Below are 17,549 nucleotides of genomic sequence, written 5' to 3'. Positions count from 1 at the left end.
CCGCTCTCGCATAGAATGTCGTTTTCGCCGCTTTGGCTTGCAGGGCGGTAAATTTTTGAGATAGTAGATTCCGTCTCGTCTGCAGTTGGGCGAGGCTACCCCACACAGGCTACGGGTGAGTTCGGCCGAGAATCGCCGGCATCGCACGCATGCTTTAAATAAACCAATCGAAGATTATGAGCGAAGGCGTATACGGAGAACAGGCAACCGGGCGAGTGACCCATAGCCTATTGCGACTGAGCACGGCGATGCGAAGCCAGGCTTGGGAATGGGCGGAAGGCGCGGGACTCACGCCGACTCAGGGTGAAATCCTGGTCTTGTTGATGCAGCGCAAGGGACCGATGCGTCTCGGCGAAATCGCCCGTGAAACGGCCCTGACCGCCGCGACCACGAGCGATGCGGTGAGCACGCTCGAAACCAAAGGCCTGGTTGAAAAGCGCCGCGCCCTCGACGACGGCCGCGCCCTGGCGGTTCGTCTGACGGCGCGTGGCCGCACGGCCGCCAAGCGCGCCGCACAATGGCCGGACTTTCTGGCCAAAGCAGTCGGCACGCTGCGTGACGAAGAGCAGTCGTTGTTCTATCGCACGCTGCTCAAGACCGTCCGCCAGCTGGAAGCGCAAGGCAACATTCCGCCGCATCGCATGTGCCTGAGCTGCACGCACTTCGAGCCCAGCAAGAATCCGAAGAAGACGCCGCATCACTGCGCGCTGCTCGATCTGAACATGGCGGATACGGATGTGCGTCTCGATTGCTCGGTGCATGAAACCGCCGACGTCGCCACCCAGAAGAAGACCTGGAAGATCTTCGCCCAATAAGGCGGCTTCTTTCGGGACAATCCGCTACACTGCGAAGCCGTGTTCCGGCAGGCGGCACATGCCGCCTGCCGGCCGGTTCGCGCCGCGTAGCGGCAAGTCTTTAGTCAACCTGAAGGTGACAGGCTGATGAATCGCGAAGTTCTGGCCATTCGCCACGTGCACTTCGAGGATCTGGGCAGTCTTGAACTGGTGCTCGGCGAGCGTGGCCGCCCGGTGCGTTATCTCGATGTCGGCTTTGCCCGTATCGAGGCGCCGAACCCGGTTGCGGCTTCGCTGATGGTGGTGCTGGGCGGCCCGATCAGCGCAACGGACGATGCGCTTTACCCGACGCTCGCGCCGCTCCTGTCGATGGTCGAAAAGCGCATTGCCGCCGGCTTGCCGACGCTGGGCATTTGCCTCGGCGCTCAATTGATCGCGCGCGCACTCGGGGCGCGCGTGTATCCCGCGGGTCATACCGAACTCGGCTGGACCCCGCTGACGCTTACCGATGCCGGCCGCGCCTCGCCGCTGCGTCATCTGGACGGCGCGCACACTTCCATGCTGCATTGGCACGGCGACACTTTCGATCTGCCCGAGCATGCCACGCGTCTTGCGTCGACGCCCGCCTGCGAAAACCAGGCGTTTGCCTGGGGCGATCACGTGCTGGGCCTGCAGTGTCATCCGGAGATTCGCGCCGACCGTTTCGAGCCATGGCTGATCGGCAATGCCGGTGAGATTGCCGGCCACGGTATCGACGCGCGCCAATTGCGGGCCGAGACCGCGCAGTTCGGTCCGGGGCTGGAAGCCGCGGCGCGCCGGATGTTCGGCGAGTGGCTCGATCAGGTCGAGTCGAAACCTTGAGCGGCGCGAGCCTGCAGTAATTCATCTGCGGTGCTATGCTCGACCGCTCTTGGGTTTTCACTGGACGTGATCCATGAGCGCGCTTTTTTCTCCGCTCACGCTGCGTAGCGTGACGCTTCCCAATCGTATCGTCGTGTCCCCGATGTGCCAGTATTCCGCCGACCGTGGCGAGGCTAACGCGTGGCACATGATCCATCTCGGCAGTCTCGCGTTATCCGGCGCCGGCATGTTGTGTATCGAGGCGACCTCGGTCGAAGCGGACGGCCGCATCACGCCGGGCGATCTCGGCCTGTGGGACGACGCGACCGAAGCCGCACTGGTGCCGGTGCTGGCCGCGGTCCGCAAGCATTCGCACATTCAGGTCACGATGCAACTCGCACACGCCGGGCGTAAAGCGTCGAGCCATGTGCCGTGGGAAGGCGGCCAACTAATCCCGGTGTCGCAAGGCGGCTGGCTGCCGCATGCGCCGTCGGCGTTGCCGCACAAGGCGGGTGAAGAGCCGCCGCTGGCGCTCGACACTGCGGGGTTAAACCGGATTCGCGAGGCGTTCGCGGCTTCTGCGCGACGCGCCGCGCGGCTCGGCATCGATGCATTGGAAGTGCATGCGGCACACGGCTATCTGCTGCATCAGTTCCTGTCGCCGATCGCCAATCAACGCAGCGACGACTACGGCGGTTCGCTTGAAAATCGCATGCGCTTTCCGCTCGAGATCTTCGAGATCGTGCGCGCCGCATTTCCCGCCGACAAACCGGTTGGCGTGCGGGTTTCCGCGACCGACTGGGTCGAAGGCGGCTGGACGCTGGAAGACACGATTGTGTTCGCGCACGAATTGGAAACGCGTGGCTGCGACTGGATCGATGTGTCGTCCGGAGGCGTCTCGCCGTTGCAGAAGATCCCGCTCGAACCGGGTTATCAGATACCGTTCGCGAAAGCCGTCAAACATGCAACGGGTCTCACCACCATCGGCGTTGGGCTGATTACCGACCCGTTCCACGCCGAGCAACTTATCGAAGCAGGCGACGCGGATCTGATCGCACTTGCCCGCGGGCTGCTCTACAACCCGCGCTGGCCGTGGCACGCCGCGGCGCAACTCGGTGCGACGGTTGAAGCGCCGCCGCAGTATTGGCGCTCTCAGCCACGCGATCAGAAAGCGCTGTTCGGCGACATTTCGTTCGGACAACGGTGAACCTGCCAGCGCGCCTCATGCGAGCACGTCTTTTTGACGGTTGAACGAAGCCGTCTTGAGCGTGTAGGATGCCGGTTGTGGCGCACGAGCGTCGCAGGTCGACGCGGCGCTCGCAAGGCGCCGCGTTTGCTATCCGCGTCAGAAAAAGCAGCGCGCCAGAGGCGGGCAATTCTGGCGGCCGTCGGAACTTCACCCCCAGTTCTTCACAAGGATTCATTCAATGAGTTCACGCAGGATCGCCGTGCGCCGTTCGGGTGTGCACGGCAAAGGCGTGTTTGCCCTCGAACCGATTGCGGCCGGCGAGCGGTTGATCGAATACAAGGGCGAGCGGATCACTTGGAAAGAAGCATTGCGTCGTCATCCGCACAATCCGGACGAACCGAATCACACCTTCTATTTCGCGCTCGACAGCGGCAAGGTGATCGACGGCAAGGTGAAAGGTAACAGCGCGCGCTGGATCAATCACTCGTGCGCGCCGAATTGCGAAGCCGAGGAGATCGACGGTCACGTGTACGTGCATGCGTTGCGCGACATCGCTGAGGGCGAGGAAGTCTTTTACGACTACGGTCTCGTGATCGACGCGCGTCAGACCAAGAAGCTCAAGAAGGAATACGAATGCCGTTGCGGCGCGCGTAAGTGCCGCGGCACGATGCTGGCGCTGCCGGAGAAAGAGAAGGTTGCCGCAAAATCGGCCAAGTCCGCCAAGGCGGCGAAGAAAGCGAAGAAGAAATAAAACACGGGCTGCCTGAAGCAAACAAAGGCAGCCCGCTGACCGCTATCGTTACAAATCGATCGGCGCCGAGTGCGCCGATTTTTTTGCCGGGAGCCGCTTGTCGGTTTCTCTGTCGGCGTCGTGCTGAACGCTGGCCGGCGCGAGCGGAATGCGCACGATAAAGCGCGCACCGCCATCCGGCGCGTCTTCGTAATGCACGCTGCCGTGATGCAGCACCATGATGTCGTGGACGATCGCGAGACCGAGACCCGCACCGCCATCCACGCCGCTGTCGCTTTGGCCGTCGCCGCGGAAGAACCGTTTGAACAGATCGGCCTGTTGCGTGAGCGGTACACCCGGCCCGTTGTCTTCGACGACGATCTCGGCCGTGCGTAGTTCGTCGATCACCGCTTGCGAAACCGTCACGGTGATGCGGCCACCGTCGAAGCGCGACGGCGGCACATACTTCAGCGCGTTATCCAGCAGATTGGCGATCACTTCGTGCAACAACACCGGATTACCGCGCACCATCAGCGGATGATCGTTGGCCGGGTCGTCGAGACGCTGGAAGCCCAGGTCGACGTGGGACGCCAACGCGCGCGGCACCCATTCCGCGCCGGTGTCGAACGCGAGCGCTGCCATGTCCACCGTGACGAACCGAGCCGCCTGTTCGCCTGGCTCGGCGCGCGCCAGCGAAAGCAACTGGTTCGACAGCCGCACGGCGCGGTCAGCCGCCGCTCGCAGTTCGCGCACCGCGGCGAGTGTCTGCTGCGGGTCGCGCGCGACCGCCGCCTGTTCCGCATGCAGCTTGACGGCGGTAAGCGGCGTGCGCAGTTGATGCGCGGCGTCGGCGATAAATTTGCGCTGGCCGTCGAGTGCGGTTTTCAGACGACCCAGCAGTGCGTTCAGCGCACCGGTGAGCGGCCGGATTTCAACCGGCACAAAGGTCTCGTCGACCGGCTCGAGCGACGTGTGGGTTTGCCGGTTCAACGAATCCGCGAGATCGGTCAGCGGATTGAGCTGCTGATTGACGACGCGCCACACGATGACCCAGCCGGCGAGCAGCAGCAGCAGCAGCGGCATCATGATCGCAACCAGAAACTCCGCGGCGATGCGAAAACGATGATGCACCGGCTGACCGACTTCGACGACGATCGGATTGCCGGTCGGCTGGTCGACGCGCACCTGGGCCACCCGCACCGTCACACCTTCGTGCTGCGTTTCGAATACGTACGCGTAGTGCATGCGACGCACACTCGTGCCTTGCAGCGGAAGGTTATGGTCGCCGGCGATTTCGGTTTCGCCGTTGCTGATCCGATAGACGAGTTGTTCGACCGGATCGGAGAACATGGCTTGCGCGAGAGGCGGCACCGTGATTCGTGCGTCGGGGCCGGCAATCTGGATCTGTTTGGAGATGGCGGTGGCGAGGTCGGCGAGCGAGCGGTCGACCACATGCTGCGTGTACTGCCACGCCAGCCAGTAAGCGATGAGGCCGCTCATCAGCGCGAGCAACGAAAGGGGAGCGGCGAGGCGCCGCAACAGCGTGCGGCGCAGACTATTGGCGGCCGGCTGGGGCATGATCGAACGCGCGGGAAAGAGGCAACGGCCAGTGTGCCGTGAAATGCCGCCGGATGCCGGCGAGCTGCGCACGGAGTGCGCGGCGCCGGCCCGGCGCCGTCAGGCCGCAACGAAGTTGGCGGTCTTCACGACGATTATGCGGCTTGGCGGATTTCCTGCAACAGGTAACCAAAGCCGCGCACCGTGACGATTTCGACACGGCAGGCCTCGAGTTTCTTACGCACCCGGTGCACGTAGACTTCGATCGCGGTATCGCCGAGATCGCCGCCGAAGTGCGTCAGATGGTCTTGCAGTTGGGCCTTGCTGACCACGCGGCCGTGACGCAGCAGCAGCATTTCGAGCACGGCGAATTCGCGCGGCGACAGCTCGAGCGGCTTGTCGTCGTTGAAGATGCGGCGATCGACGCCCGACAGACGCACACCGCCCAGCGATACTTCCGGACGCGGCATGTCGCCGTGCGGGCCACTGCGGCGCATCACCGCGCGGATGCGCGCTTCGAGTTCGGCGGGTTCGAACGGCTTCAGCAGGTAGTCGTCCGCGCCGGAATTCAGGCCTTGCACGCGGTCGTTCAACTCGTCGCGCGCGGTCAGGATGATCACCGGCGTGTGGCGATTGCTCTGACGAAAGCGCGACAGCAACGTCATACCGTCGATGCCGGGCAGGCCCAGATCGAGGATCACGAGTTCGTGGCGGTTTTGCGTGAGGGCCTGTTCGGCGAAAATGCCGTCATGGACCATGTCGACCGTGAAGCCGGCTTGTTCGAGACTGCTTTGGATGCCGCGTGCGATGGGGCGGTCATCTTCGATCAGAAGGAGTCGCATGGATTTCGCTCAAGTACAATGGGTTAGGCGTTTGGGCAAGCGGTTCGCCGGGGCGCCTGCTGCACAGCGGCGTGCGGCATGACCGTGCCGGACCAGCATGAAACGGCCATAAAGCAGCCATCGAGCAGCCATAAAGCGGCCGTGGAGCAATCACGAAAGTCATGTCCGAGATAACGATTCACGAACTGGAAGCCGCGATCAACTTCTGGCGCGCCCGCTCACCTTCGAGCGGCGACGAACTCGTTTTGTGCAAGGAGGCAAGCGCGCTCTCCAAGCCGTATGCGCTGATGATTGTACAGCGTCAGCACGTGCTATCGCCGGATCGTTTGGACGGGATTGCCCGGCAAGCGTGGGATTCTTACGTGCGCCTTAAGAATGGCCTGTAGAACTGAAGGTTTAGGCGCCGGATTGCCTGCAAAGCCCTTTCATTATCGCTGAATTCCTCTATGCGTGAATGCGCGTGAGCGCTTGTATTACGCGGTAATACTGTCGATAAATCGGGCCAGTTTGATGTCGCGCTCGGTCAAGCCATTTGCTTCGTGCGTCGACAGCGTGATCTCCACCTTGTTGTAGACATTGAACCATTCCGGGTGGTGGTCCATTTCCTGCGCCTTGATGGCCACACGCGTCATGAAGCCGAACGCTTCATTGAAGTCGGCGAACTTGAACTGGCGCTGGATCGCGTCGCGGCCGGCCACGGCTTGCCAGCCGCGCAGTTGCGCGACCTGTGTTGCGCGTTCTTCGGAAGTCAGTTTGTGAATCATGGTGCTACCTCATTGATCTGAACAGGCGCGCCGGTAGGCGTGCGCATCTGCTATTTTTTCACGGATGCCGCCAGCGCGCAGTCAGGCGATTCGGCTTTTGTCGTCAGATATCGCCATCGGCTGGCCAACCTTCCTGCGAGCCGCGCGTGATAACCTGGTCGCGCTCGAGCACGTCGCCTGCCGCGAATGCCGGCTCGGCGGCCAGCTTTGCCAGCAGCGGCGCGAAATCGGTTTGCGCGACGCCGAACAATTGCGCGAAGTCGTCGATCACGAAATAGGTTTTCTGGAACGTGTCGATGCGGTAACGGGTACGCATCACGCGTTCGAGGTCGAAGCCAAGCCGGTTCGGCGCCGCGCTTTGCTGGCTGTAGAGCGTTTCGCCTTTGCTGGATACGATCCCCGCGCCGTAGATTTTGACGCCGTTCGGACTTGCTGCGTCGCGGATCAGGCCGAATTCGACTGTGTACCAATAGAGCCGGGCGAGCAGCGGCAACGCGCCGGCGTCATGGGCGGCAAGCGCGGCGCGGCCGTACGCGTGCATATAGTCGGCGAACACCGGATTGATCAGCAGCGGCACGTGGCCGAACAGATCGTGAAAGCAGTCCGGCTCTTGCAGATAATCGAGCTGGTCCGGACGGCGCATCCACCATGTCACGGGAAAGCGGCGGTTGGCCAGGTGCTCGAAGAACACCTGATCGGGCACGAGGCCGGGCACGGCGACGATTTGCCAGCCGGTCGCGGGTGTGAGCTTTGCGTTGATTTCGTCGAACGAGGGCACGCGGTCAGCCGGCATGCCGATGCATTCGACGCCCGCCAAAAACTCGTCGCACACACGGCCTTTGAGCAACGCGGTTTGACGCGCGTAAAGCTGTTGCCACACCGCGTGATCGACCGCGCCGTAACGATCGGTCGGCTGGTCGATGGTGAAATCGGCGCGGGTTTCGAGGCCGGCGTCGAATTGCTCTTTCAGTTTGGCGGTGTTCGCTGCGGACATGGTGCTGCGCTCTACGGTGACTGCGAGGTTGAACCGGTGATGCAAGTGTAGAGCGGAGTGTGCGCGGAAAGGGCGCAATAATGGCATCTATCTATATGTATATGCAATAATCTCGCATAAAATCACGACTTCATGCGGATATCAATCATGTTGGAACTGGATCACTTCGATCTCGCGCTGCTGGACGTGCTGCAGCGCTTTGGCCGTGCCACGCATCAACAATTGGCCGAGCAGGTGCCGCTGTCGCCGTCGCAGATCGGACGGCGCTTGCAACGGCTGGAGCAGGTGGGCGTGGTGGACGGTTATCGCGTCGTGCTGCGTCCGGAGAAGCTCGGGCTCGGCGTGACGGCTTTTACGAGCCTGAAGTTGAAGCACCACGGCGATTCGATCATCGAACAATTCCAGCAACAGATCGACGTGCTGCCCGAAGTGCTCGAATGTCACGCGGTGGTCGGCGACGCCGATTATCTGCTGCGCATTGTCGCGCCGGATCTCAATGCGCTGTCGACGTTCGTGATGAAGAAGCTGATGCGCGTGCCGGGTGTCGATAGCGTGCGCTCGAATATTGTGCTGACTACATTCAAGCGCAACGGACCCCTGCCGCTTGGCCATCTATCGCCGGGCGCGACCGCTGCTTGATGCGGCGCCTTCTGCCGCAGGTTTCACCGCAGGCTTTATCGCAACCCGCGGCGGTGAAGATGGCCGTGAAGACTTAGGCAGCTTGTGCAGGCAGCTTGCTTAGGCAGTTTGTGCAGGCTCGCTGTCCGCGTTGAGCAAATCGACGTACGCCACCGCGACCAGATCCGATTCCGGCACCCCGAGGCGCGCGAACATGGCATGCGCTTCCGCATGGCCGCCTTCTTCGTCGTCATCCTGGGCGAGCACGACTTCGAGTTCGATGAAGTCGCCGAGGCCATCCACACGGTCCAGATGAATCCGTGTACGTCCGGTTAGGTACACGTGGCGCTCCTTCGTCACGATGCCGCGCGTGGTCAACGCGGTGGCGAGCAGCGAGTGCATCGCTTCGGCGTTTGTCACGGGGCTGCGCGTGTAGTACGACGCCTTCGGGCCGTCGCGGTCGTCGCGCTGATAGAAGATCAGTTCGGCCGGCGTGCCGTCGTCGAATTGGCGCAGCTTCAGGCGGCCGCGCGGCACGTCGTAGAAGAAGTCCTGCTGGCGGAAAATCAGCGGCGCGTCTGGCGCAAGCTGCGCAGCGCGCTCACGCAGTTGCTCGAAATGCTGGGCGCGGGCTTTGATTTCAATGTTGCGTGCCATGTCAGGCTCCTGTCGAAGGATGGAGTGGTCGGCGGCTGCCTGTGTTGCCAGGCGAAGCTGCCGCAAAGGACAAAGTCAAACGGAACCAAAACGTTGCGGGGTCGGCGCGTGAGCACAAACCCTCAATCTAACAAAAAGTGCGTGACGGTGTGGTTTCAGGCGAGGGCGCCCGGCCGGAGGGGACTATCGACTGTTGCCCGTACGAGGCCGCGCGAGGCGGTATGGTGCGAGGCTGTCATGAGAGCGGCTCATATCGCGCTCGCGCCGCTTCTAGGTCGCCCATTGCTGGTCGATCAGCTTCAACGCCGCCGCAATCGCGGGTTCGTCCTTGCGTTCGGCGAGCGTGATAAAACTGAGCTGGGTCGGCACGGTGACGCCTTCGACGATGGTCAACGCGTGCGCATGCGCTTCGGCGATCGCGGTAGCGTCGCGCGCGAGCGTGAGACCGACGCCTGATTTGACCAGATCGAGCATCGACGGCTCCTGATCCACTTCCGCCACCTTAACCGGTTTTACGCCTGCCTCGGCAAAGAGCCGCGATAACAATCTATTGTGCGCGGAGGCCGGCGGCGTCCAGATCCACGGCAGCGCAGCGAGTGAACGCCAGTCGCGCGCGCCTTTCACGCGATCTTTCCAGCCGGCCGGCGCCAGCACGCGGTACTGGAAGTGCGTGAGGGTGACGGCGTGGAACGCGGCGCCGTCGCGCGTATCGTCGTCGGCTGGCTGGCCGATGTAGTAACCGACGTCCAGCTCGCCGGCGCGAACCTGCTCCAGCACCCAGCCCGACATGCCGTGACGAAGGGCTGTTTCGATGTGCGGCCAGGTTTCCACCAGCTGCTTGAGAAAGCCGCCGAGGCGTAGAAAGGTCGGATCGAGAATCGTGCCGATGCGCAATCGTCCGCGTACCTCATGACGCAGCGAGGCCGCCGCGCGCTGCACGTCGCTGGCCGCGCCGAGCGCGCGTTCGGCGTGCGGCAGCAGCGCCTGGCCGTCGCGTGTCAGCGAAAGCCCGTGCGAGGTCCGGGTGAATAGCGTCACGCCGAGCGTCTCCTGCAAATGCTTGATTTGCAGGCTCACGGCCGGTTGGGTCAAATGAAGTTGCACCGCAGCACGCGTAAGGTTGCCCTCGCGTGCGACGGTGACGAAAGCCCGGAGCAGAATCAGATCCATATCCTGATATTAGCGCGGCTTATGGCGCAGTTGAGCATTACTCATTGGATTTGTCGTCCCGAAGCGCCGTAATCTTTGGCTCATCGCGCTGTGTGCAGCGGGCGAACGATTTCACAGGAAGAGGACAAAAAATGAGCGAGACATATCAGGACGAGACACTTCGGAGCGCGGCGAGCGCACGCGCGCTGACCCATTTCATCAACGGCAAGACCGTCGACGGCACGAGCGGGCGCTTCGGCGACGTCTTCAATCCGGCGGTTGGCAACGTGAGCGCGCGTGTACCGTTGGCGAGCGTTGCTGAAGTGGATGCGGCCGTCGCTGCCGCCAAGGCCGCCTTTCCCGCCTGGAGCGAAACGGCGCCGATCAAGCGGGCGCGCGTGCTGTTCAAGTTCAAGGAATTGCTCGACCGCCACCACGATGAACTTGCGGAACTGATTACGCGCGAACACGGCAAGGTGTTTTCGGACGCAAAGGGCGAAGTGATGCGCGGCATCGAGATTGTCGAGTTCGCGTGCGGCATTCCGAATCTGCTGAAGACTGACTTTACCGATCAGATTGGCGGCGGCATCGACAACTGGAATTTGCGTCAGCCGCTTGGCGTGGTTGCCGGCATTACGCCGTTCAACTTCCCGATGATGGTGCCGTGCTGGATGTTTCCGGTGGCGATTGCGTGCGGCAACACGTTCGTGCTGAAGCCGTCCGAGCGCGATCCGTCGGCATCGAACCGTTTAGCTGAATTGTTTAAAGAGGCCGGTTTGCCGGATGGCGTGTTCAACGTCGTACATGGCGACAAGGTTGCGGTCGATGCATTGCTTGCGCATCCGGACGTGAGCGCATTGTCGTTTGTCGGTTCTACGCCGATTGCCGAGTACATCTACACCGAAGGCACGAAGCGCGGTAAGCGCGTGCAGGCTCTGGGTGGCGCGAAGAATCACCTGGTGGTGATGCCGGACGCGGATCTCGACCAGGCCGTCGATGCGTTGATCGGCGCTGCGTATGGTTCGGCTGGTGAGCGCTGCATGGCGATTTCCGTGGCCGTTGCGGTTGGCCATATTGCTGATGAGTTGATCGAGCGTCTGACGCCGCGGGTGAAGAGCCTGAAGATTCTCAACGGTATGGATTCGGCAGCCGAGATGGGACCGTTGGTGACTGCTGCGCATCGGGAGAAGGTTGCCGGCTATATCGACGCCGGGGTTGCGGCTGGCGCGAAGCTGGTTGTGGATGGGCGTGGGCATCAGGTGGCCGGGCATGAGAAGGGGTTCTTTCTTGGCGGTACCTTGTTCGATGATGTCTCCACCGATATGAAGATTTATCGAGAGGAGATTTTTGGTCCGGTGCTATGTGTTGTTCGGGTGCCCGATTTTGCTTCTGCTGTCGAGCTCATTAACGCTAATGAGTTTGCTAATGGGGTTTCCTTGTTTACCTCCGATGGCGGTGTTGCCCGGGCCTTCTCCCGGCAGATCGAGATCGGGATGGTCGGGATTAATGTGCCTATTCCTGTGCCCATGGCGTGGCATTCCTTCGGTGGATGGAAGAGGTCTCTCTTCGGTGATCATCATGCCTACGGCGAAGAGGGTGTTCGGTTTTATACGAGGTATAAGAGCATCATGCAAAGGTGGCCCGATAGTATCGGGAAGGGGGCTGAGTTCACTATGCCTGTAGCTAAGTAGTTTGGTTTTTTGCCTGGGCGGCGCTGTTGGTTGTTATGCCTACGGTGTTGCCTTTCCTTGTTTTGTTGTTGGTTTATTAGCGTTCCCCCTGTGCGGGGGAGCACCTACTTTTCTTTGCCTGCCGCAAAGAAAAGTAGGCAAAAGAAAGCGGCTTTACACCGCCAGCTCGTAAGCGGGTCCCTTGGCTCGGAGGAGGTAGTGGAGCATCTGGAATCGGTGTTCTCGCGCACTCCGCGCTAGTGACAAGGCAGTCATGCTTCCCGCCTCGCACTGCGTGCTCGTCGGAACGGTCTGCCGGAGAAACCAGGGGCTTCGTTTGTGGGCGGTGGGGGCCATCGGCTGCGCCTCGGCAGGGCGCCGAAGTGATTTGCGGTTTGCGGCAAAAATAGCGCCGGGCGGTTAATACGGCGAAACGTAGAATACTGCTACGGTCTTGAGAAGTACCGCGTGGCGCTCGCATTAACGTGGCGCGGAAACGACCAGATGGTTTTATGAAGTACCGCCACGGCGCGCGCAGCGCCGCCGGAAGGATGACGGCCTTGTCACCAGCGCGGAGTGCGCGAGAACACAGATTCCAGATGCTCCACTGCCTCCTCCAAGCCAGGGGACCCGCTTAAAAACTAGCGGTGTGAGCCGCTTTCTTTTGCCTACTTTTCTTTGCGGCAGGCAAAGAAAAGTAGGTGCCCCCCCGCACAGGGGGAACGCTAATAAACCAATAACAAAGCAAGGAAAGGCAACGCCGTAGGCACACAGAGATGAAGAAAGCGCCGCAGAGGCAAAGAACAGCAAGGAAAGGCAACACCGCAGGCACACGGACACAAAGCGCCGAGCAGGCAAAAAGCTTAGGAGACAAAACCATGACCACCACAGAAAAAACATCTCTGGTTATCCGTCGCCTGGAAGGCGAATTCGACTACATCATAGTAGGCGCCGGCACGGCAGGTTGCGTGCTAGCGAACCGCCTGACCGAGGACCCGGAAATAACAGTGCTCCTATTGGAAGCAGGCGGCAAGGACGACTACCACTGGATCCACGTGCCGGTAGGCTATCTCTACTGCATAGGCAACCCTCGCACGGACTGGCTCTACAAAACCCAGCCAGAACCCGGCCTGAACGGCCGCTCCCTGTCATACCCGCGGGGCAGAGTATTAGGCGGCAGCTCATCAATAAACGGCATGATCTACATGCGCGGCCAGCGCGAAGACTACGATGAATGGGCCCGCGTGACCAACGACGCCTCCTGGTCCTGGTCCTCAGTCCTCCCCATCTTCAAACGCAGCGAAGACCATCACGCCGGCGCATCCGAATCGCATGGAGCAGGCGGCCCCTGGCGCGTCGAAAAACAACGCCTCAAATGGAAAATTCTCGAAGAGTTTTCAAAAGCCGCGCAGCAAACCGGCATCCCCGCCACGGATGACTTCAATCGCGGTGACAACACCGGAGTCGGCTACTTCGACGTCAATCAGAAACGCGGCATCCGCTGGAGTGCGTCGAAAGCATTTCTGCGTCCCGCGCTCAAACGTCCGAATCTCACGATCATCACCGGCGCACACACACAACGCGTCGTATTCGAAGGACGCCGCTGCACCGGCGTCGAATATCGCGGCGACAACACCGATTACCTCGCCAAAGCCCGCTGCGAAGTGATCCTCAGCTCAGGCGCGGTCAACTCGCCGCAATTGCTGGAACTGTCCGGCATCGGCAACGGCGCACGTCTGCAGAATCTGGGCATCGAGGTCGTCAAGGATCTGCGCGGCGTCGGCGAAAATCTGCAGGACCATTTGCAACTGCGTATGGCCTACAAGGTCGATGGCGTGCGCACGCTCAATACCGCGTCCGCACACTGGTGGGGCAAGCTGATGATCGGCGTGCAGTACGCGCTCTTCCAAAGCGGTCCTATGTCGATGTCGCCCTCGCAACTCGGCGCGTTCGCCAAATCCGATCCGGATGATCGATCGCTCACGCGTCCCGACCTCGAATACCACGTGCAGCCGCTCTCGCTCGATCGCTTCGGCGAACCGCTGCATCGCTTCAATGCGTTCACCGCGTCGGTTTGCCAGTTGCGACCGACCTCGCGCGGCAGTATTCACATTGAATCGACCGATCCTTCGGCGCCGCCGTTGATCGCACCGAACTATCTGTCGACCGATTACGACCGGCATGTCGCCGCCAACGCGCTGCGTCTCACGCGCCGTATCGCCGCTGCGCCTGCTCTCGCGCGCTATCGGCCGCAAGAGATCCTGCCCGGTATTCAGTATCAGACGGAGCAAGAGCTTCAGCAGGCCGCCGGCGCGGTCGGTACGACCATCTTTCATCCGGTCGGCACCTGCCGCATGGGTACGAGCGACGATCCGGGCGCGGTGGTCGATAACCGCTTACGCGTAATCGGTGTTGACGGGTTGCGCGTGGTCGACGCATCAGTCATGCCGACCATCACCTCGGGCAATACCAACTCGCCGACCCTGATGATCGCCGAGCGCGCCAGCGACATGATCCGCGAGGATCGCCGCGCGCGCGTGGCCGGCAGTGTCGCGCCGCAAACGAGCGGCTCGTCTTCGATGTCAGCCGTGTAACAACCGGCAGGACATCCCTGGCGAAAGCGAGCATGACAGCCCGGCGCCGAGGCCGTCGCGGGCCTCGGCCGCCCTGTGCGCGTGCATAAAGCAGGCGTCCTCCACTAAGTGCAAATCCCAATGAATGCGCTGCATCATTGGCGCGACAATGGCATCCATGCTGCGTGTGGCGCCATGGATTACCGTCCGGATTGGTGCAGCACGCCAACGAGCGCGCACGGGGTTGCCGCCGTCATCAAACGTCGCGCGGCGGTTCGCGCGGAAGATCGTAGTGCTTCGCCTTACTCCGTATGGAAGGGAACATGATTCTCGGCGATACGATTCTCGAAACGCGCGGCCTCACCCGCGAGTTCAAAGGCTTCATCGCCGTGAACGGGGTGAACCTGCGCGTGCGCCGTGGCTCGATCCATGCGCTGATCGGCCCTAATGGAGCAGGCAAGACCACCTGCTTCAATCTGCTCACCAAATTCCTCGAACCGACGGCGGGTCAGATCGTCTTTAATGGCATCGATATCACCGGGGAACGGCCGGCGCAGATTGCGCGGCGCGGCATCATCCGCTCGTTTCAGATTTCTGCTGTATTCCCACATCTGACAGCATTGCAGAACGTGCGCATCGGTTTGCAGCGCGTGCTCGGCACCGCATTTCATTTCTGGAAGAGCGAACGCACGCTGCGCCAACTCGACGATCGCGCCATGGACTTGCTCACGCAGGTCGGATTGACCGATTTCGCCGACGTGCTAACAGTAGAACTGTCCTACGGACGCAAGCGGGCGCTGGAAATCGCCACCACACTCGCGATGGAACCTGAATTGATGCTGCTCGACGAGCCGACGCAAGGCATGGGCCATGAAGACGTCGATCGCGTCACGGCGCTGATCAAAAAAGTATCGAGCGGCCGCACGATTCTGATGGTCGAGCACAACATGAACGTGATCGCCGGCATTTCCGACACGATCACCGTGCTGCAACGGGGCGAAGTGCTCGCCGAAGGCAGTTACGCCGAAGTGTCGAAGAATCCGCTCGTGATGCAAGCCTATATGGGCAGCGCCGACGCTGCGCTCGCCGGAGCCCACGCATGAATACGATTGCCGAGCGCGAAAGCCTCGAAGTGAGCGGCACGGCCGACGGGGCCCCCGCGCTGGAAATCGCGGGTTTGCAGGCGTGGTACGGCGAATCCCATATCTTGCACGGCGTCGATCTGACGGTGAACCGTGGCGAAGTCGTCACGCTGCTCGGCCGCAACGGCGCGGGCCGCACCACGACGCTGCGCGCGATCATGGGGCTCACCGGCCGCCGCACCGGCTCGATCCGCATCGGCGGACGTGAAACCATCAACCTGCCCACGCATCGCATTGCGCATTGTGGCATCGGCTATTGCCCGGAAGAACGCGGTATTTTTTCGAGCCTGTCGTGTGAAGAAAACCTGCTGCTGCCGCCGCCCGTCGGCGACACGGCGCACATGATGTCGCTCGAAGAAATCTATGCGATGTTTCCGAACCTGCACGAACGCCGCATGAGCCAGGGCACGCGTCTGTCGGGCGGCGAGCAACAGATGCTGGCGGTCGCACGCATTTTGCGCACCGGCGCGAGCCTGCTGCTCCTCGACGAAATATCCGAAGGCCTTGCGCCCGTCATCGTGCAAGCGCTCGCGCGCATGATCGTCACGCTCAAGGCGCGCGGCTACACGGTCGTGATGGTCGAACAGAATTTCCGCTTTGCCGCGCCGCTCGCCGATCGCTTCTACGTGATGGAGCACGGCGGCATCGTTGAACACTTCGAGGCGAGTGAACTCGAAAGCAAGATGCCGGTACTGCACGATCTACTGGGTGTATAAAAAAGCGCCCGATTGCCTCTGATAACCACAAGCCAGGAAACCAGGAGACAGGAATGAAAAAAAACCCACTCGCGCGGCTAGCCACACTTTGTTTCGCGGTCGCCGCCGGCGCCGCTTTGACGATGGGCAGCGCGCAGGCCGCTGACGATGCCGTGAAGATCGGCTTCGTCACCGACATGTCGGGTCTGTATGCGGATATCGACGGGCAGGGCGGTCTCGAAGCGATCCGCATGGCGGTCGCGGACTTCGGCGGCAAGGTCAACGGCAAGCCGATTACCGTGGTCTACGCCGATCACCAGAACAAGGCGGATATCGCTGCATCGCGCGCACGTGAATGGTTCGACCGCGACGGCGTCGATCTGCTGGTCGGCGGCACGAACTCGGCAACCGCGCTGTCCATGAACACGGTGGCCAGTGAAAAACACAAGGTGTACATCAGCATCGGCGCGGGCGCCGACACGCTGACCAACGAGCAATGCACGCCGTACACGATCCACTATGCGTACGACACAACAGCGCTTGCCAAGGGCACGGGCTCCGCGGTGACGAAGCAGGGCGGCAAGACGTGGTACTTCCTGACGGCTGACTACGCGTTTGGCAAGGCGCTCGAAAAGAATACCGCCGACGTGGTGAAGGCGAGCGGCGGCCAGGTGCTGGGCGAGGTGCGCCATCCGCTGTCGGCGTCGGACTTCTCGTCGTTCCTGTTGCAGGCGCAAGCATCGAAGGCGCAGATTCTGGGCCTTGCCAACGCCGGCGGCGACACGATCAACTCGATCAAGGCCGCCAAGGAATTCGGCATCACGAAGTCGATGAAGCTCGCCGCATTGCTGGTGTTCATCAACGATATCCACAGCCTGGGTCTGGAAACGACGCAGGGCCTGGTGCTGACGGACAGCTGGTACTGGAACAAGGACGCCACCACGCGCAAGTGGGCGCAGCGCTACTTCGACAAGATGAGGAAGATGCCGTCGAGCCTGCAGGCCGCCGACTATTCGGCGACCATGACGTACCTGAAGGCGGTGCAAGCGGTCGGTTCGACCGACTCCGACAAGGTGATGGCGCAACTGAAGAAGACCAGGATCGACGACTTCTACGCGAAAGGCTACATCCGTCAGGACGGCAGCATGATCCACGACGTGTACCTGATGCAGGTGAAGACGCCGGCCGAATCCAAAGAGCCGTGGGACTACTACAAGATCACCGCGACGATCCCTGGCGAGCAGGCGTTCACGACCAAGGCGGAAACGCGCTGCGCGCTGTGGAAGTAAGCGCGGACTGAAGGCTGTCTGCCTGCCTGCGTATCGCATTGCGTTG

The 17,549-nt window shown here is 61.7% G+C and carries 17 protein-coding genes; 11 read left to right on the top strand and 6 right to left on the bottom strand.

Annotated features, from left to right (window positions below):
• The first annotated feature begins 176 nt into the window (after window positions 1–176).
• The 4 genes from AC3WOG_RS20560 (at window position 177) to AC3WOG_RS20545 (ending at window position 3,574) form a co-directional block, all read left to right on the top strand.
• Window positions 177–815, top strand: a complete 639-nt coding sequence (locus tag AC3WOG_RS20560) for a MarR family winged helix-turn-helix transcriptional regulator (RefSeq protein ID WP_492579628.1) — start codon at window positions 177–179, stop codon at window positions 813–815.
• Between the two features lie 126 nt (window positions 816–941).
• Window positions 942–1,655: a glutamine amidotransferase gene (locus tag AC3WOG_RS20555; RefSeq protein WP_492579627.1), complete on the top strand. Its 714-nt coding sequence runs from the start codon at window positions 942–944 to the stop codon at window positions 1,653–1,655.
• 73 nt (window positions 1,656–1,728) lie between these two features.
• Window positions 1,729–2,841 carry an NADH:flavin oxidoreductase/NADH oxidase gene (locus AC3WOG_RS20550; RefSeq protein ID WP_492579626.1) on the top strand — a complete coding sequence of 371 codons (1,113 nt, stop codon included), beginning with the start codon at window positions 1,729–1,731 and terminating at the stop codon, window positions 2,839–2,841.
• 220 nt (window positions 2,842–3,061) lie between these two features.
• Entirely contained in the window at window positions 3,062–3,574 is a 513-nt protein-coding gene (locus AC3WOG_RS20545) for an SET domain-containing protein (protein ID WP_492579625.1), read from the top strand.
• Window positions 3,575–3,622: 48 nt separating this feature from the next.
• On the opposite strand, the gene AC3WOG_RS20540 is transcribed toward AC3WOG_RS20545, so the two are convergent.
• Both AC3WOG_RS20540 and AC3WOG_RS20535 read right to left on the bottom strand, forming a co-directional pair.
• The gene (locus tag AC3WOG_RS20540; protein WP_492579624.1) at window positions 3,623–5,131 is read right to left on the bottom strand and encodes a sensor histidine kinase; all 1,509 of its coding nucleotides are present in this window, start codon (window positions 5,129–5,131) and stop codon (window positions 3,623–3,625) included.
• A gap of 134 nt (window positions 5,132–5,265) precedes the next feature.
• Window positions 5,266–5,952: a response regulator gene (locus AC3WOG_RS20535; RefSeq protein WP_492579623.1), complete on the bottom strand. Its 687-nt coding sequence runs from the start codon at window positions 5,950–5,952 to the stop codon at window positions 5,266–5,268.
• Between the two features lie 161 nt (window positions 5,953–6,113).
• On the opposite strand from AC3WOG_RS20535, the gene AC3WOG_RS20530 reads away from it, so the two are divergent.
• A complete protein-coding gene (locus tag AC3WOG_RS20530) occupies window positions 6,114–6,338 on the top strand; it encodes a DUF3717 domain-containing protein (RefSeq protein WP_341313837.1) in 225 nt (74 codons plus the stop codon).
• A gap of 87 nt (window positions 6,339–6,425) precedes the next feature.
• On the opposite strand, the gene AC3WOG_RS20525 is transcribed toward AC3WOG_RS20530, so the two are convergent.
• Window positions 6,426–6,716, bottom strand: coding sequence for a 4a-hydroxytetrahydrobiopterin dehydratase (locus AC3WOG_RS20525; protein WP_492579622.1), 291 nt, complete (start codon window positions 6,714–6,716; stop codon window positions 6,426–6,428).
• A gap of 103 nt (window positions 6,717–6,819) precedes the next feature.
• Entirely contained in the window at window positions 6,820–7,710 is an 891-nt protein-coding gene (gene phhA / locus AC3WOG_RS20520; protein ID WP_492579621.1) for a phenylalanine 4-monooxygenase, read from the bottom strand.
• A gap of 147 nt (window positions 7,711–7,857) precedes the next feature.
• Here phhA and AC3WOG_RS20515 point away from each other — a divergent pair, with 147 nt between their 5' ends.
• Window positions 7,858–8,349, top strand: a complete 492-nt coding sequence (locus AC3WOG_RS20515; protein ID WP_341313840.1) for an Lrp/AsnC family transcriptional regulator — start codon at window positions 7,858–7,860, stop codon at window positions 8,347–8,349.
• A 99-nt stretch (window positions 8,350–8,448) separates the two neighbouring features.
• Here AC3WOG_RS20515 and AC3WOG_RS20510 read toward each other — a convergent pair whose 3' ends face one another.
• Together AC3WOG_RS20510 and AC3WOG_RS20505 are read right to left on the bottom strand one after the other, a co-directional pair.
• A complete protein-coding gene (locus AC3WOG_RS20510) occupies window positions 8,449–8,985 on the bottom strand; it encodes a class IV adenylate cyclase (RefSeq protein WP_492579620.1) in 537 nt (178 codons plus the stop codon).
• Between the two features lie 270 nt (window positions 8,986–9,255).
• On the bottom strand, window positions 9,256–10,155 hold the full coding sequence (locus AC3WOG_RS20505; RefSeq protein ID WP_492579619.1) for a LysR family transcriptional regulator: 900 nt from the start codon (window positions 10,153–10,155) through the stop codon (window positions 9,256–9,258).
• Window positions 10,156–10,286: 131 nt separating this feature from the next.
• On the opposite strand from AC3WOG_RS20505, the gene AC3WOG_RS20500 reads away from it, so the two are divergent.
• The 5 genes from AC3WOG_RS20500 to AC3WOG_RS20480 all read left to right on the top strand — a co-directional run bounded on the left by AC3WOG_RS20500 (window position 10,287) and on the right by AC3WOG_RS20480 (window position 17,503).
• Window positions 10,287–11,825 (top strand): CoA-acylating methylmalonate-semialdehyde dehydrogenase, encoded by a 1,539-nt coding sequence (locus AC3WOG_RS20500; RefSeq protein WP_492579847.1) that lies wholly within the window; start codon window positions 10,287–10,289, stop codon window positions 11,823–11,825.
• An 857-nt stretch (window positions 11,826–12,682) separates the two neighbouring features.
• On the top strand, window positions 12,683–14,398 hold the full coding sequence (locus tag AC3WOG_RS20495; protein WP_492579618.1) for a GMC family oxidoreductase: 1,716 nt from the start codon (window positions 12,683–12,685) through the stop codon (window positions 14,396–14,398).
• Window positions 14,399–14,700: 302 nt separating this feature from the next.
• Window positions 14,701–15,480: an ABC transporter ATP-binding protein gene (locus AC3WOG_RS20490; RefSeq protein ID WP_492579617.1), complete on the top strand. Its 780-nt coding sequence runs from the start codon at window positions 14,701–14,703 to the stop codon at window positions 15,478–15,480.
• The gene (locus AC3WOG_RS20485; RefSeq protein WP_492579616.1) at window positions 15,477–16,235 is read left to right on the top strand and encodes an ABC transporter ATP-binding protein; all 759 of its coding nucleotides are present in this window, start codon (window positions 15,477–15,479) and stop codon (window positions 16,233–16,235) included. The genes AC3WOG_RS20490 and AC3WOG_RS20485 overlap by 4 nt, the downstream gene beginning before the upstream one ends.
• A 53-nt stretch (window positions 16,236–16,288) precedes the next feature.
• Window positions 16,289–17,503 carry an ABC transporter substrate-binding protein gene (locus AC3WOG_RS20480; protein WP_492579615.1) on the top strand — a complete coding sequence of 405 codons (1,215 nt, stop codon included), beginning with the start codon at window positions 16,289–16,291 and terminating at the stop codon, window positions 17,501–17,503.
• Window positions 17,504–17,549: the final 46 nt, after the last annotated feature.

The organism is Paraburkholderia sp. FW306-02-B, assembly GCF_058782725.1.
Note: the sequence above shows the minus strand (reverse complement) of the source record. Positions and strands in the feature narration are given on the sequence as shown.